The organism is Demequina sp. NBRC 110055 (assembly GCF_002090135.1).
GTDB lineage: Bacteria > Actinomycetota > Actinomycetes > Actinomycetales > Demequinaceae > Demequina.
On the sequence record NZ_BBRL01000004.1, the window covers coordinates 408,370 to 423,279 of the forward strand.

11 protein-coding genes are annotated in these 14,910 nt (G+C 65.9%); 3 read left to right on the forward strand and 8 right to left on the reverse strand.

Going from position 1 to position 14,910, the window contains the following annotated elements; genetic code table 11:
* Positions 1 to 29: 29 nt before the first annotated feature.
* From manD to B7K24_RS02010, 5 genes are all read right to left on the reverse strand, one after another.
* Positions 30 to 1,238 carry a D-mannonate dehydratase ManD gene (gene manD, locus B7K24_RS01990; RefSeq protein WP_084128349.1) on the reverse strand — a complete coding sequence of 403 codons (1,209 nt, stop codon included), beginning with the start codon at positions 1,236 to 1,238 and terminating at the stop codon, positions 30 to 32.
* Positions 1,235 to 2,461, reverse strand: coding sequence for a mannonate dehydratase (uxuA, locus tag B7K24_RS01995; RefSeq protein ID WP_084128351.1), 1,227 nt, complete (start codon positions 2,459 to 2,461; stop codon positions 1,235 to 1,237). Before uxuA ends, manD begins: the two co-directional genes overlap by 4 nt.
* Positions 2,462 to 2,532: 71 nt before the next feature.
* A complete protein-coding gene (locus B7K24_RS02000) occupies positions 2,533 to 3,861 on the reverse strand; it encodes an ABC transporter substrate-binding protein (protein WP_084128353.1) in 1,329 nt (442 codons plus the stop codon).
* Positions 3,862 to 3,937: 76 nt separating this feature from the next.
* Positions 3,938 to 4,849 (reverse strand): carbohydrate ABC transporter permease, encoded by a 912-nt coding sequence (locus tag B7K24_RS02005; protein ID WP_084128355.1) that lies wholly within the window; start codon positions 4,847 to 4,849, stop codon positions 3,938 to 3,940.
* The gene (locus tag B7K24_RS02010; protein WP_084128356.1) at positions 4,842 to 5,786 is read right to left on the reverse strand and encodes a carbohydrate ABC transporter permease; all 945 of its coding nucleotides are present in this window, start codon (positions 5,784 to 5,786) and stop codon (positions 4,842 to 4,844) included. The genes B7K24_RS02005 and B7K24_RS02010 overlap by 8 nt, the downstream gene beginning before the upstream one ends.
* Positions 5,787 to 6,111: 325 nt before the next feature.
* On the opposite strand from B7K24_RS02010, the gene B7K24_RS02015 reads away from it, so the two are divergent.
* The 3 genes from B7K24_RS02015 to uxaC are packed head-to-tail and all read left to right on the forward strand — an operon-like array spanning position 6,112 to position 12,204.
* A complete protein-coding gene (locus tag B7K24_RS02015; protein ID WP_144268069.1) occupies positions 6,112 to 7,152 on the forward strand; it encodes a LacI family DNA-binding transcriptional regulator in 1,041 nt (346 codons plus the stop codon).
* Between the two features lie 28 nt (positions 7,153 to 7,180).
* Entirely contained in the window at positions 7,181 to 10,789 is a 3,609-nt protein-coding gene (locus B7K24_RS02020; protein WP_159449109.1) for a glycosyl hydrolase 115 family protein, read from the forward strand.
* Entirely contained in the window at positions 10,786 to 12,204 is a 1,419-nt protein-coding gene (gene uxaC / locus B7K24_RS02025) for a glucuronate isomerase (RefSeq protein ID WP_084128362.1), read from the forward strand. The genes B7K24_RS02020 and uxaC overlap by 4 nt, the downstream gene beginning before the upstream one ends.
* A gap of 42 nt (positions 12,205 to 12,246) precedes the next feature.
* Here uxaC and B7K24_RS02030 read toward each other — a convergent pair whose 3' ends face one another.
* From B7K24_RS02030 to B7K24_RS02040, 3 genes are read right to left on the reverse strand one after another with little or no spacing between them, the layout of a single operon-like run.
* Complete coding sequence (locus B7K24_RS02030; RefSeq protein ID WP_234986513.1) at positions 12,247 to 13,068, reverse strand: hypothetical protein; 822 nt, start codon at positions 13,066 to 13,068, stop codon at positions 12,247 to 12,249.
* 3 nt (positions 13,069 to 13,071) lie between these two features.
* On the reverse strand, positions 13,072 to 13,971 hold the full coding sequence (locus B7K24_RS02035) for an aldose 1-epimerase family protein (protein WP_084128364.1): 900 nt from the start codon (positions 13,969 to 13,971) through the stop codon (positions 13,072 to 13,074).
* A gap of 53 nt (positions 13,972 to 14,024) precedes the next feature.
* Entirely contained in the window at positions 14,025 to 14,888 is an 864-nt protein-coding gene (locus B7K24_RS02040; protein ID WP_144268070.1) for an AraC family transcriptional regulator, read from the reverse strand.
* Between the last annotated feature and the right edge of the window lie 22 nt (positions 14,889 to 14,910).

The window sequence follows — 14,910 nt, forward strand, 5'->3', positions numbered from 1 at the left end:
GCGCGGCAGCGTGGGGACAGACGTCACGCTCACCAGTCGTGCACGCTTCCGTCGAGCCTGCGCGCGACAGGCAAGTACCGGGGCTCGTACGGATAGCGAGCGGCAGCATCGTCGTCGTACTCCACACCCAGACCGGGTACGTCGCCCACGTCCAGCGCACCATCCGCGTACTGAACATGACTGTGAAAGACGTCCGCGACCTCGTCGGGATAGCCCATGTGCTCCTGGATGCCGAAGTTGGCGATGGCGAGGTCAAGGTGGACCGCCGCAGCCTGGCTCACTGGTGACAGGTCGGATGCCCCATGTGATCCAGAACGGACCTGGTAGAGCGCCGCGAGGTCGAAGATGCGTCGCAGGTGCGTGATGCCACCGGAATGCACCACCGTCATCCGCACATAGTCGATCAGCTGCTCGGTGATGAGGTGCTGCACGTCCCAGATACTCGTGAGCGCCTCGCCCACCGCCACCGGCGTCGTCGTGTGTTGGCGGATCAGCCGGAAGGCCTCCTGATTTTCGGCCGGGGTGGGGTCCTCCATCCAGAACAGGTCCACCTCCTCGACCGCACGCCCAAAGCGGGCAGCCTCCAGTGGAGTCAGGCGGTGGTGAACATCGTGGAGAAGGTGAAAGTCAAAGCCGTGCGTCTCGCGCACGGCAGCCAGGTAGCTCGGGGCAAAGCGCAGATAGTCCTCCGTCGACCACGGCTGCTCCTCGGGCAACGAGGCGTTGGCAGGCTCGTACCGGCCGTTTTTCTTGACTCCGTAGGTACCGGCCACGCCGGGAACCGCGGTCTGAGCACGGATCGCGCGGTAGCCAAGTTCCTTGGCGCGGGCCACATCGTCGAGCAAGGCCGGCACGTCTGGCCCAGAAGCGTGGGTGTAGACCATCACGCCTTCGCGCGAACGCCCGCCCAGCAGCTGGTAGACCGGCAGGCCGGCCACCTTTCCTTTGATGTCCCACAGCGCGGTGTCGACGGCGGCGATGGCCGTCATGGTCACGGGTCCCCGTCGCCAATACGCACCGCGGTAGAGGTACTGCCACATGTCCTCGATGCGTGCGGGGTCTCGTCCGATCAGCAGCGGCACGAGGTGGTCGCGCAAGTAGCTCGCCACCGCGAGCTCGCGACCGTTCAGCGTGGCATCCCCCAATCCCGTCACGCCATCGCTGGTCGTGACGCGCAGGGTGACAAAGTTGCGGCCGGGGCTGGCCACAAGGACCTCGGCATGGGTGATCACAGTCATGAGGATGTCTCCCTGGAGCCGAGCGACTCGGCGAGTCCGACGTTGGCAAAGAGTGCGTTCACCGCGCGCTCGAGCCCACGTAGTTCGGCAAGGCCCTTGAGGCGGCCGATGAGGGTGTAGCCCGGGTTTGCGCGGCGGCCGGGTTCTTGGTCATAGAGCATCTGATGGCCGTGATCCGGCCGCATCGGCAAGCGCGCACCACCGTGCGCGGCGCGCCGACGCTCCTCCGCGACCAGCGCCGACATCACGCCCACCATGTCGACGTCGCCCTCCAGGTGAGGGGCCTCGTGGAAGCTGCGACCATCTCCCTCGCGTTGGGTGGAGCGGAGGTGGACAAAGTGGATGCGCGACGCGAACTCCCGCGCCATCTCCACGACGTCGTTGTCGGGGCGTACGCCATAAGAGCCGGTGCACAACGTGAGCCCGTTCGCGGCCGACGGCGATTGCGCCAAGATCCAGCGGGCATCGTGGGCCGTGGACACGATGCGCGGCAGTCCTAGCAGGCTTCGCGGCGGATCGTCTGGGTGGATGGCGAGCCTCACGTCAGCAGCTTCGGCGGCCGGCAAAACTCCCGCCAGAAAGGTCGCCAGGTGGCGGCGCATCGCTGCCTCATCGACTCGCTCGTAGCGACGGAGGTCCGCGCGCAGCGATTCGACTGTCGAGCTTTCTTCGGAACCGGGGAGGCCGGCCAAGATCGTGGCAGAGAGGGCGTCGACTTCGCTCTGCGTCATCGCCTCATAGCGCCGGGCGGCGTCCGCTCGGTCCGCTTCCGAGTAGTCGTCGAGAGCGTCCGCGCGCCCCAAAACGTGGAGGTCAAAGACCGCGAGATCTCGATGATCAAACCGTAGCGCCCAGGTTCCGTCGGGCAACGCGAAGCGAAGATCGGTCCGTGTCCAATCGAGCACCGGCATGAAGTTGTAGCACACGGTGTGAATGCCGCACTCGCCGAGGTTGCGCACCGTCTGCGCCCACGCATCGATCCATCGTTCGCAGCCTGGCTCCCCGCTCTTAATGTCCTCGTGGACGGGGATCGACTCGACGACTGACCACGTGAGGCCAGCCTCCTCGATCGCCTGCTTCCTTGCAGCGATCTCGTGGACCGGCCACACCTGTCCGTTGGGGATTTCGTGCAACGCGGTCACCACTCCTGTCGCACCCGTCTGCCGGATCTGTCGCAGCGAGATCGGGTCGTGGGGGCCGAACCACCGCCAAGTGTGCTCCATCGTTGTGTACTCCCTTACCGTTCGGGCGGTGAGGAGGGGGTGGGGCCACTTGGCCCCACCCCCTCCGTCACTTAGGCTGCGTCGATCGACGACTGCAGCTCGCTAATGAACGACGCAGCCGCGTCGGCCGGGCTGCTCTGCTCGAACATCACCTCAAGCAGGTAGCGCTGGATGAGGGGGTCGGTGTCCGACGCGCCGTTCGGCACGATCTCGGGGGCGTCACCCAGGATCGGGTCAAGCGTCTCCGTGTACTCCACGGCCTTGGTCTCCTCGGGCGACAGGTTGCCGCTCAGCTGCTCCACCGTGTCCGGGTTCGCGGGAAGGCCCCGTTCGGTACCGATGATCGATGTCGCCGCAGGGTCGTTCACCAAGAAGTCGATGAGCTGGGCCGCCTCCTCGGGGTGCTTGCTCTGGGAGGACAGCGACCAGTACATGCCGGGCTTCAGATAGGCGTACGGCGTGGCGTTGGCGTCCTCGGTCGGGATCTTCACCGGAACCAGGTTCGCACCATTGGACGCCGTGGTGTAGGCGGCGATCTGGGTCGACTGGGTAAAGGACATCGCCTGCTTGCCAGTCGCGAAGTCGGACTGGTCGAGGGTTAGCGCTGCCTGCTCCGAGTACTGGTCAGCGGGTGCGCCTGCTCCGGACTGGGCCCAATCGAGAGCGAGTTGGAAGTAGGAGGCGAGCCCATCCTCGGAAATGGACACATTGCCATCGGTGAACAACGCCTCGCCGTGCTGACGCGCCCACAGCTGCAGCGAATACTCGTTGTTCATTGGCCCAATGCCCACGACGTCTCCGCTCGACGCCTCGGTGACCGACGACGCAAACTCGCCGAGTTCGTCCCAGGTCCATGCGTCGGTGTCGGGGAGCGTCAGGCCCAGCTCGTCCAGAACGTCCTGGTTGACGAGGAGCGTGAACGAGGTGGTGGAGATCGGCATGGCGTACTGAGCACCGTCGACCTGCCCCATGCCCAGAACACTGTCGCCCAGGTGCGACATGTCGAGTGCGCTGTAGTCCGCGAGGTTGCTGAGGACCTCACGCTCGGCATAGGACGCGAGATAGAGCTGGTCCATCTGGATCACGTCGGGCGCGTTGCCGCCGGCCGTAGCGGTTGCCAGCTTGTCCCAGTAGCCGCCCCAGTCGGAGAACTCGCCGACCACAGTGATACCGGAGTTGGCCTCCTCGAAGGCATCGATAACCTCCTGGGTGGCGCTGTGGCGCGAGTCGGAGCCCCACCAGGCGAGGCGCAGCTCAACGTCGCTACCTCCGGCTGCGCTGGCGCCGTCCGACGGGGAGTCGTCGGAGCCCGACGACGAGCAGGCTGCAAGGCCAAGCGAGGCGGCGGCGACGATAGTGGCGCCGGTGAGGGCGCGACGGCCCGGGCGGTACTTACCCATGGGGAACTTCCTCTCTGAAGCAATGTCAATGGATAGGTGTTGGTGATGAGACGCTCGCGATGTGCGAGGGTCCGGGTTACTTGCCACCCGTGGTGGCGATGCCGCGCACGAGGTACTTCTGACCGAACGCGAATGCAAGGATGAGCGGCACGATCGAGACGACACTCATGGCGAAAAGGGCGCCGTACGACGACCCGGACTGCGCGTCGATGAAGCTGCGCAGGGCGACTGGCACCGTGTACTTGGCCGGGTCGGTGAGGTAGACCAGTTGGCTGAAGAAGTCGTTCCACGTCCAGATGAATGTGAAGATCGCGGTGGTCGCCAGCGCGGGCTTCATCAAGGGCAGCAAGATCTGGAAGAACGTGCGGAAGTGGCCGGCACCGTCAATGCGAGCCGCCTCATCAAGTTCTCGCGGAAGGCCGCGAATGAACTGCACCATCAAGAAGATGAAGAACGCGTCTGTGGCGAGCAATTTCGGCAGGATCAGCGGAATGAAGCTGTTCACGAGGCCGAGCTTCGAAAAGAGGATGTACTGGGGGACGATCACAGCGTGGATCGGCACCATGATGGTGACAAGCATGAGAGCGAAAGCGGGGCCCTGGAAACGGAACCGCAAGCGAGCGAAGGCATACGCGGCCATCGAACACGACACGAGATTGCCGATGATCGAGCCGAGCACAATGATGGCGGAGTTCATCAGGTAAACGCCGAACGGCTCTCCCAACGCATTCCACCCGTCGACATAATTGCTGACGTCCCACTGCTCGGGAATGATCGACGCCGTACCGAAGATCTGCCCGTCTGGGCGGAACGAACTCGCGATCATCCACAGGATGGGGTAGAGCGTGATACCCACGACCGCCAGCATGGCGGAGTGCCGGAGCACGCTCTTGGCGCGAGACCAACCCGAGCGGCCTCGGGGTGTGACGGCCGCTCCGGGAACGGGAGTCGCGGATACGTTCTGCGAGCGCGTCGCGAGGTCAGTCATCGTAGTGAACCCATCGCTTGGAGAGCCAGAAATTGATCGCCGTCACGGCCCCGATGATGAGGACCAGGAGCCACGCCATGGCGGCCGCGTACCCCATGCGGAAGTTTCCGAACCCCTCCTGATAGAGATACAGCGTGTAGAAGAGGGTGGAGTCTGCCGGTCCCCCGGTGCCTCCGGAGACCACATATGCCTGGGTGAAGTTGGAGAACGAGTTGATGATCGCCAGAACGACGTTGAAGAACACGATCGGAGTCAGCAGCGGCATGGTGATGTGACGGAAGCGCCACCAGACGTTGGCACCGTCCGTCGCGGCTGCCTCGTAGTACGCGCGAGGGATCTGCCGCAATCCCGCGAGGAAGATCACCATCGGTGATCCGAACGTCCACACATGGAGCAGGATGATCGTCCACAGCGCCGTGTCAGGATTGGATATCCAGCTTTGTGACGACTCGATGCCGATAAGGCCGAGAATCACATTGAACAGCCCGCTAGCACCGAATACCAGTCTCCACAGCACCGCGATCGCTACCGAGCCGCCAAGCAACGACGGCAGATAGAAGGCCGACCGATAGAAGGCCAGTCCCCTCATTCCTCGATCGAGCGCGAGGGCGAGGCCCAACGCGACGGCGAGTTGCAGCGGCACCGACACGATGACGTACGTGAACGTGACCTTCAGCGCCTGGTGCAGTCGTTCGTCGCCAAACATGCGCTCGTAATTGTCGAGCCCCACCCACGAGGGCGACTGGAGCAAGTTGTAGTTCGTGAACGACAGGTAGAGCGAATAGAGCAACGGGCCGAGGGTGATGCCCACGATTCCCAGCATCCATGGACTCAGGAAGCCCAGGGCAGCCCGGTTATCCCTGGTATCCGCCTTGCCGCCCGAGCGTCGACGAGCGGATCGGTTCGCCGCGAGAGCGTTGAGTTCCTTGAGGCTCATCGCACCAAACCTCCGTCTGCACATTGGCGGGTCGCGGCGCACGCCCTGACCGCCACGTGTGGCAGGCCGGCTTCGTTGCCCATCGGGGCTCCTCTCCGTCGAGGTGTCCGGCGCAACGACGCGCCGGGATCACGCTTATTGGTGGAAACCATGGCATCGTTTGCAATACATGTCAAACCTACGAGCAGAATTCGGACGCCGTCGACGTTAGCTATGCCCTCGGTAGGCGTAAATAGACGCGATGGGAAGGTTTGCAGCGTTTTGCAATGTGATGCCGCGGGCACTATGCTCTGAGCATCGTCAACCGGACATCGAAGGAGCTGCCGTGGGCGCAACCATTACTGACGTGGCCCGAGCTGTCGGGGTCTCACCGTCGACGGTGTCGCGCGCACTGAGCGGCGGCCCCGTCAATAGCGCCACACGCGAGTCTGTTCGGAGAGCTGCTCGCGAGCTTGGCTACCAGCCCAACCGTGCCGCGCGGGAGCTCATCACCGGTCGCACCGGTGCCTTGGGTCTCTTGGTCCCCGACCTGGGCAACCCGTACTTCTCCGACGTCATCAAGGGCGCGTCCGCCCGCGCAAAAATGGGCGGCTACCCGATCTTTGTCAGTGACACCGACGAGGATGTCGCTCGTGAGCACGAGACCATCGAGTCGCTGCGCGCAAACACCGATGGACTCCTCTTGTGCTCTCCTCGGGGTACGGATGCCGAAATCGCCGCCCTCGCGGCCCAGGGCCCCACGGTGATCATCAATCGCCAGGTGGAGGGAGTTCCCGCCGTCATGGGCGATGCGGCGGCAGGAATCGAGCAGGCATTGCAGCACCTCGGGGCCGTGGGGCACCGCCGCGTGGCATACGTCAATGGACCTACCGGATCCTGGTCGGAAAACCGCCGCAGCGCCGGACTTGCCGCCGCGGAGAGCCTGGGAATCGACGTCGTCCAGGTGCCGGCAGCGGGGCCGACCTTCCACGCTGGCGTCCTCGCGGCCGACATGGTTCTGACAACCGGCGCGACTGCAGTCATCGCGTTTAACGATCTCATCGCGATCGGCATCCTCAATAGGCTCACCGCGCGCGGCGTGAAGGTTCCCGACGACATCAGTCTCGTGGGCCACGACGACATCGCGATGGCGTCCATGTGCAGCCCTCATCTGACAACTGTTGCCGTCCAGAAGGAACGCCTAGGACAGACCGCCACCGATCTGCTCTTCCGACTCATGAAGCAGGCACACGAGGCCAATGGCGACATCACGGCCTCCACCGACGGGCCCGTGCAACTGCCGTCCATGCTCGTGGTGCGCGGCTCGACGGGCCTCGCCCCACTGTCATCCTCACCATCGGCTATGCCCGAGATCCCACGCGTATAAAACCCGGCGAACACCCAAGGACTGTGCTGTGACGTACCTCGCCGCTACTGGCGGACTTCTGATCGCGCGCCACTCGGCGCCCACCCAGATCGCTGTCTGGGACAACGAGGACCCCGCTCTGCTACGAGCAGTCACGAACCTAGCGAATGACATCGCGGACGTCTGCGGCGCGCACACCTCGCTTGCGCCGACCGCCGACTGCGCACACATCGTCGTCGGCACCGTTCACTCCCCTCTCGTTCGAGCGGCGGTGCAGGATGACGACCTCGACCTTTCGGGTCTCGACGAGGATGGCTCCCCCAGATGGGAGGCCTACGTCATCCAGACCCTTGGGGAGCGGCTGTACGTTGTCGGTTCGGACCGGCGCGGTGCCATTTACGGCGTGTACGACCTCGCTCGCACCTTCGGCGTCTCACCGTGGCGCTGGTTTGCGGACGTGCCCGTCCGCACAGCCCGAGAGCTCCGCGTGGATCGAGGGCGCCTCCGGCTTGAATGGCCGTCCGTCAAGTACCGCGGCGTGTTCATCAACGACGAGGAACAACTTGAGGCGTGGGCACGAGCACACACCGTTGACGGCACTATCGGCCCCGAGCTCTACGAACGGGTGTTTGAACTGCTGCTTCGCCTTGGCGCGAATCATCTCTGGCCCGCCATGCACGTCAACCATTTCAATGGCGATCCGCGTAATGGCGCGTTGGCCGAGGCGATGGGCATCGTGATCGGAACCTCCCATTGCGACATGCTGACCCGCTCCAACCAGAACGAGTGGGAGCCCTGGCTCGCCCAGCAGGACGAGCACGTGGAGTACGACTACTCGTTACCGGGACGCAATCGGGACATGCTGCGCGAATACTGGCGCGGCGGCATTCAACAAAACAAGAACTATGAAATCGGCTGGACTGTTGGGATGCGCGGCATCCACGACTCCGGCTTCGTGACCGCGGCGATCGATCGCGACGAAGCGCTATCGCCCGAGGAGAAGACGACCGCAAAGAGGGAACTACTCGCGAGGGTGATCGCCGACCAAATGGCGATGCTCGACGACGAGCTCGGGTGCGAGGCGGGCTCACGCCCGTTGACGACCTTTGTCCCGTACAAAGAGGTGCTTGGGCTCTACGACTCGGGGCTCGACCTCCCCGACGACGTCACAGTCATCTGGGCGGATGACAATTTTGGCTACATGAGGCGCTACCCCTCCGAGGCGGAACGTGACCGCTCGGGCGGTAGCGGGCTTTACTACCACTCGTCGTACTGGTCGCAGCCGCCGCGCAGCTACCTGTTTATCAACTCGATCCCCCTCGCTCATATGCGCAACGAGCTGCGCAAGGCGTGGGATCACGGAATCCGCACCCTCTGGGTCGACAACGTTGGTGCGATCAAGCCCCTCGAGCAGGACGTCGAGTTCTTCCTCCGCTACGCGTGGGAGGTGGGCAAGGAGACCACCACGGCGGACGTGCGAGGGTTCACAGAGAGCTGGATCGACTCCCAGTTCTCCGGAAACCACGGGGCTGAGGTGGCCGACATCTACGGCACCTATGCCCAGGTCACGAATGTGCGCAAGGTCGAACACTTGACCTCGCGAGCGTTCGACCAGAGCGTTGATGGTGACGAGGCTGGACGCCGCTCCAGGACGCTCCGCGATCTCTACGATCGCGTGACTGCCGTCCTGCTCTCGCTGCCGGAGCCCGAGCGCGACGCGTTCTTCCAACTGATGGCGATGAAGGTGCACGCGTCTTATCTCTCCCACGCGCAGTTCGCGCACGCTGACCGTAGCCTCCTCGCATATGACCAGGGAAAGGCGCTCGCGGCGGACCGTCACCTGGAACTGTCGCGTTCGTTTGAAGAGCACCGACGACGCCTGATTCACCACTACAACACCGTGATGTCGGAAGGCCGATGGTCCGGGATCCTTACGCCAGAGAGTTTCGCTCCGCCCACCACGGCGCTCCACCCCGCAGGCAGACCAGCACTCTCCACGGGACCATCCCGGCTCGGCGTCGTCGTCTGGGGCGATGAAGAGACGTCGGCTCACCGGCGCCTCGAACTGTCTCCGCACGACGCGATGCCCAAGTGGATCGAGGTCTTCCCCACTGGTGCGGATCCGGTGCACGTGTCGATCGAGGCCGATGAGTGGATCGGTATCGATGCTTGTGACGGTCCCGTGACCCATGAGCGACGCCTCAACGTATGGCTCAAGGAGTCCGCACAGCTCGCCCGCACAGGCACGATCCGCCTGCGTGCCGCGGGCACAGCCATTGATGTCAGCGTCACCGCGCATCCGCCCGTGGCCGCGTCAGCAACGTCTCGCATCGAAGCGGACGGGGTCCTCGCGATCCTGGCCGACGAACCCGATCATCGGCACGCCACCGCGACCTCCTCGTGGGAGACAGTGCCGAACGCCGGTCGCCAAATGAACGCCCTGATGCAACTCGCGGGCAAGGGCGATCACCAAAAGATCGAACAGTGCGCTCGGATCGGGTACGACGTTCACACGACGACACCCGGCGCGCCGATCGCCGAGGTTCATCGATTCCCGACGCTCGACTCGACAGGACGCATCCGGCTCGCCATCGGCATCGACGACACGCCTCCCATCCTTGTGGAGTCGCCCACCACCGACGAAAAGCGCGGCAACTGGTGGGACGCGGTGGTGGAGAACGTCGAGAAGCTGACCGTGCGTCTCCCCTACCTCATGCCCGGCGAACACACCATCTGGATCTACGGCATCGACGAGCACGTGGCACTCTCCCAGGTGGTGCTCTCTTACGCCCACCGTCGTCGGTCCGCGACCGGCCCACTGCCCGCTCGGCGACCTCACGACCCCCGGCCTGAGCCCGACCCTGAGCCGTATGCGGCCGATCTGGACGGCTTGGCGCGCGTCGCTCGTGACGTGTATCGCAACGCCGACGAGAGGCTCTCACTTCCTCCGGTCGTCTACGCACCCGCAGACTTCTGGTCCACGGACACGACGTTCAAGGTCCCGCCCTCACGCGACCAACCGGTGCTCGCCCCGGCGCGGTCGTGGCACGACCCCGATGGACGTAAGGACGTGATCGCGCACCTGGCCCGTGGCACTACCTGCGAATACCGCCCCGGCGCCCTCGCGATCGACGCGGCGCGCGCGCTCGTCAGCGACGCCGACGCCTACAGCACGATGAGCCTCGACACGCCAGTGATCGGCTGGCGACACACGCAATCGGAAACCGACGGCCGCGCGGGACTCGCGATGCACGTCGATGCACGCCGCCGTCGCTGGGACGACCCCGCGCTCGCGCCCGGCCTTCACTATCGCCTGGCCATCACGAATCCCGGGGATCACGACGTCTGGGCGCTCGTCAAGTACGACTCCTACGACGACGACGGCTGCTTCGTCGCTGTGGATGGCCAGGTACAGCCGCTCTCACACCAGCCCGCCGGGGGGTCGTTCTACACCTTCGGTACACAGCAGGTGTGGGTGTGGGTGTACGTCACCCGTATCTCGCTCACTGCCGGAGAGCACGTCCTCTCGGTTCTCGCACACAAGTCCGGTCTGCGGCTCGACCGCCTCTACCTCACGCTCGACGACGCATTTCCACCGGACGATGCGCACTGGCCCGGCGACGTCACATTGCCGCCTCACGACGAAGGAACACGATGACGCCATCCTGGACTCTTCGAGCCGATCGCGCTCTGCCGTCGGATCCCGAGGTGCGCCCGATCGCGCGGGAGATCTACACAACGATCGCGGACCTCCCGATCCGTTCGATGCACGGCCACGTCGACGTAACGGTCCTTGCGCGCGACGAAGCGTTTGGAAACCCGGCCGAGGTGCTGGTGACGCCCGACCACTACCTGACGCGCATGCTCGTCTCTCAGGGACAGTCGCTGGTGTCCCTTGGCGTACTCGACCGGGCGACGAACACCAAGGAGCAAGATCCCCGCGAGATCTTTCGCCGGTTCGCCGAGGGGTGGCACCTGTTCCGCGGGACCCCAACCAAGCTGTGGATGGAGCACGTGCTCGTCGAGGTATTCGGTGTGCAGGAGAGGCTGTCCGGCGAGACCGCCGATGCGGCGTATGACCTCATTTCCGACGCGTTGAAAACGGACGCCTTCCGCCCGCGGGCACTCCTTGATCGGTTTCGGATCACGAAGCTGGCGACGACAGACGGCGCGGCCGACTCGTTGGCACACCACCATCGGATCGCGGAGGATCTCGGCGAAGGCCGCATTGTCCCCACGTTCCGCCCCGATCCCTTCCTCGTGCTCGACGCCCCTGGGTGGAGAACTCAGATCCACGCTCTCGCTGAGGCCTGCGGCACAACGGTCGAGACCTACGCGGGATACATCAGCGCCCTCGAGATGCGCCGTGAAGCGTTCATCGCCGCAGGCGCCAGCGCAGTCGACATCGGGGTGACGCACCTCGACACGACCCCGTTGTCGGACGCCGAGGCGAGCCGCATCTTCGATGCGGCGCTCGCCAGCACGGTGACGCCACAAGAGGCGGCGGCCTTCTGTGGGCACATGCTGACAGAGATGGCTCGTATGTCGACGGAGGACGGTCTCGTGATGCAGTTGCACTCGGGCGCCCTGCGCAGCCACGATCCTGCGGTGCGGGACGCCTTCGGCGCCGATGTGGGCTACGACATTCCCATCGCCATGGAGTTCACCCGAGCCCTGCAGCCCCTTCTTGCACGGTTCGGCCACCACCCTCGATTCACGCTCATCCTTTTCACCCTCGACGAGGACACCTACTCACGCGAGCTCGCTCCAATGGCGGGCGTGTATCCCGCAGTGAAGCTCGGCGCGCCGTGGTGGTTCCTCGATGCGCCGGACGCGATGCGCAGAGGCCGCGAGGCGGTGACCGAAACGGCAGGCTTCTACAACACCACGGGATTCGTCGATGACACCCGCGCGTTCTTCTCGATTCCCGCTCGCCACGATCTTTCACGACGAATAGACGCCGGGTATTTGGCTCGCTTGGTGGCGGAACACAGGCTCGAGCTCGACGAGGCGATCGCCGTTGCATACGACCTGACCGTGACGCTGCCTCAGCAGGCATACGCACGCAAGTAGTCACGAGCGAGCAAAGGCGCGACTGACGGGCCCGGGCGTCAGCTACGGGGCTGAGACCATCTCCCGATAGCCGTCACGGTAACTGGGGTACTCCAGGTGGCCCACGTATTCGCGCAGGTACGCGCCGTCGAAGATGTTTCCCCGCCGCCCCGGCGTCTCGCTCTCGGGCGGGGAGGCCACCCCCATGAGTCCCGCGATGTAGTCGGTCACGTCTCCCAGCGGCGCAGGCGCGGCATCCACGGCGTGCAGCACCGCGGGCGGACGCTCGTCGACCAAGAGCGCGTGGAGGGCGCGCACCAGGTCCGTCTCGTGAATGCGGTTGGTCCGCGTCCCCGCGGTGATGGGGCGGCCGTCCCGCACCGTGCGCACCAGGAAATCGCGCCCCGGCCCATAGATGCCCGCGGGGCGCACGACCACGGCGCCGAACAGGTCGATCGCCGCAAGCTCGCCCTGGCGGATCCGTACGGCACGCTCACTGTGAGGCTGGGGGACAGCGACCTCCATGATCGGCTGTGGCCCCTCCCAGCCCTCGAAGACGCCGGTCGATGACACGAAGATCGTGCGCGCTGGGTTAGCCGGCAAAGCGGCGCGCAGCCGCTCAAGTACCGCCGGGTAGCCGTCGGGATCGACGGAGGGCGGCAGGGTGATCACCATGGCATCGACCTCCGGGAGCGCCCGTTCCACGGGTGCCCTGAGATCCGCCGCGATCGGATTCACCGACGCCGGCAAGCCCGAGATGTCACGCCGGAGCGCCACCACCTCGCGTCCCTCGCGCCGCAGCCGCTCCGCGAGGCGTAGACCCAGCTTCCCGCAGCCCACCAGCAGCGTGCGCCGCGGCGCGGGCAGGCCCTGGGGGTCGTGCACCTCCTAGACCAGCCGCACACCCCAGCTGAGCGCGTGCGACTCGCCGGGCTGGAGGGTGATGAGGTCGTCCCCGGTGCGGAAGGCATCGGCGATGCAGGACATCGGCTCGATCGCGACGCCCGCGCGGCGGATCGCGTCCACCTGGTCACCCGTGCAGATCTGCCAGGCCTTGGCCTCGGAGTCGGCCCAGATCTCGACGGTCGAGCCGTCTGCCCAGCCCAGGCGCGCCCACGAGCGTCCGTCGTCGTCGAGGGTGGGCGCCACCCAGGCGTCGTCGAAGCCGACCCCGGACAGCGAGCGCGGCTCACGAATGTCGAACTCTCCCGCGACATCGACCGCACCGGTGGGCAGCAGCCGCTCGTCGACGGTCACGTTCCGGTCGGCGGTGAGTTGCAGCGTGCACTCGTCGAGCGCGGTGCCGCCGGGCGCGAACCAGGGGTGGAAGCCCACCCCGTAGGGAAGCGCGGTGGAGCCGATGTTACGCGCCTCGGTCGTGATCGTGAGCCCCTCATCGGACAGCGTGTACGTGGTCGCGAGCGCGAGACAGAAGGGATATCCCGGGCTCGGCGCGAGGTCGAACGTGAGGGTCACCGAGGTGTCGGTGGCCGATGCCACCGTCCAGTATTGAAAGGACGCGAGACCGTGCAACGCGGTGCCACGGTCGGGCTCGGACACCGCGACCTGAAGATCCTCGCCGCCGAAGGTGTACTGGCCGTCGCGCAGGCGGTTGGGCCAGGGCGCGAGGACCATGCCGGCGAACGCAGGCGGGAACTCGTCTTCGCCGTAGGGAAGGACCACGTCGCGGCCGCCCACGATGTAGGTGCGCAGCGCGGCGCCCAGGCTGGCAATGGTGGCGACCTGGTCGCCGTGGGTGAGGGTCGTCTGCTGTCCGGTGAGGCTCATAGGGCGAAACTACCGCGCCGTGAGGAGCGGCGCGTGCGCCCAGGGTCCCCTCATCATCCCTTGCGGTGCGCGCGGTACGCGGAGGGGCTCAGCCCGTGGGCCTGCGAGAAACGCCTCGAGAAGTACAGCGCGTCGTCATAGCCCACGGCCGCGGCGACCTGGGCCACGGTGAGATCCGTCCCGTCCAGCAGGCTGCGGGCTCGGGCCATGCGTAGCGACGTCTGGAAGGCGAGGACCCCGCCGCCGGTCGCCTGGCGAAAGAGCGCGCCCAGGTGAGAGGTCGAGACGCCCACGAGCGCCGCCACCTCGCTCACCCTGACCGACCGTGCCGGGTTGTCCTCCAGATGGCCGATGGCGCGCTCGAGCGGGCTATCCGCGCCAGGAGTGAGGCGGTCGGCGGCGATCTGCGCGAGCATGCGCCACGCGGCCCCCGAGGCCATGAGCAGCCGTGCCGAGGTCGCTCCCGCCTCGAGCGCCGCGACCACCGCGTCCATGAGGCCGATGACCCGCTCGGGCCGGTTCAGCGCGATCACCGGCCGGTCCACCCCGGCGCCGGTCGCCGCGAGGAGCTCGGCCACATCGGCGCCACGCAGGTGACACCACCACAGCGTCCATGGAGCCGTCGCCGACGCGCCGTACCGGTGGGGCACCTCCGGGGGCAGCACCACGGCCTCGCCGGCGCCCACGGCATGCCGACGACCGGCGACGTCCACCCAGCCGGCGCCACGTGCACAGACCATCACGATCGCCTCGCGGGCGCCATGCTCCCGGGTCCGTCCGTGGCCGCGCGCCTCGGGGAACATCCCGGCATCCGTCACCACCAGGCGCCGCGTCACGGGGCGGGCAAGCGCCTCGGCCACCTCGGGGCGTGGCACCACGCACAGTCGCTCGCTCGCGAACCCGTCGGGGATGGACACCATCCAAGCCTGGCACATGCCA

Coding starts and splice junctions, on each gene's coding strand:
- manD (WP_084128349.1), bottom strand. CDS start 1,238: ATGACTGTGATCACCCATGCCGAGGTCCTTGTGGCCAGCCCCGGCCGC.
- uxuA (WP_084128351.1), bottom strand. CDS start 2,461: ATGGAGCACACTTGGCGGTGGTTCGGCCCCCACGACCCGATCTCGCTG.
- B7K24_RS02000 (WP_084128353.1), bottom strand. CDS start 3,861: ATGGGTAAGTACCGCCCGGGCCGTCGCGCCCTCACCGGCGCCACTATC.
- B7K24_RS02005 (WP_084128355.1), bottom strand. CDS start 4,849: ATGACTGACCTCGCGACGCGCTCGCAGAACGTATCCGCGACTCCCGTT.
- B7K24_RS02010 (WP_084128356.1), bottom strand. CDS start 5,786: ATGAGCCTCAAGGAACTCAACGCTCTCGCGGCGAACCGATCCGCTCGT.
- uxaC (WP_084128362.1), top strand. CDS start 10,786: ATGACGCCATCCTGGACTCTTCGAGCCGATCGCGCTCTGCCGTCGGAT.
- B7K24_RS02035 (WP_084128364.1), bottom strand. CDS start 13,971: ATGAGCCTCACCGGACAGCAGACGACCCTCACCCACGGCGACCAGGTC.